The sequence below is a fragment of the Halostella sp. PRR32 genome (assembly GCF_034808085.1).
Taxonomy (GTDB): Archaea; Halobacteriota; Halobacteria; order Halobacteriales; family Natronoarchaeaceae; genus Halostella; species Halostella pelagica.
The window spans coordinates 1-461 of the sequence record NZ_JAXHGL010000025.1 but is presented as its reverse complement, the minus strand read 5'-3'; the positions used below and the strand labels follow the sequence as shown (position 1 = coordinate 461).

Genomic DNA, 461 nt, shown 5'->3' with positions numbered 1-461 from the left:
GAGCTCTTTCGCCGTGTGGAACTCGCCCTTTTGCGCCACGTCGTTGGGCGCGTCACTCAGGGCCCGCCGGAGGACTCGGATCGTCCGCTCCCCACGGTCCCAGTTCCGCCAGATTCGCTCGTGATGGCCGGTCTCGAGGAAGCGGTCGATCCGCTCCGTGATCGCCGACTCGTTCGTGGTCAGCCACGATAGCTGGTCATCGGAGAGTCCGTCTTCTTGCACCCGCAGGAGCTTCTTGAACGCCCGCTCAGCGTAGTTCCGATACTTGCTGTCGAAATCACCGACCGGGACGTACAGGTTGTTGTCCTTCACTCGCGTCAGTATCTCCCCGCCATCGTCACTCCCCGTCGATGACTCGCCCTCCGCTCGAACGAGACATTTGCGCGACGCCGCCGCCATCGGGATTTCGAGGTACAGGCCCTCCCCGAACTCCGGCATCTCCGTGATACCCGTACAGACCC

The 461-nt window shown here is 63.1% G+C and carries 1 protein-coding gene; it reads right to left on the bottom strand.

The window, feature by feature from the left end; genetic code table 11:
• On the bottom strand, nt 1–461 hold a 461-nt coding region (locus tag SM753_RS20240; protein WP_323192887.1), incomplete at both ends, for a primase-associated protein.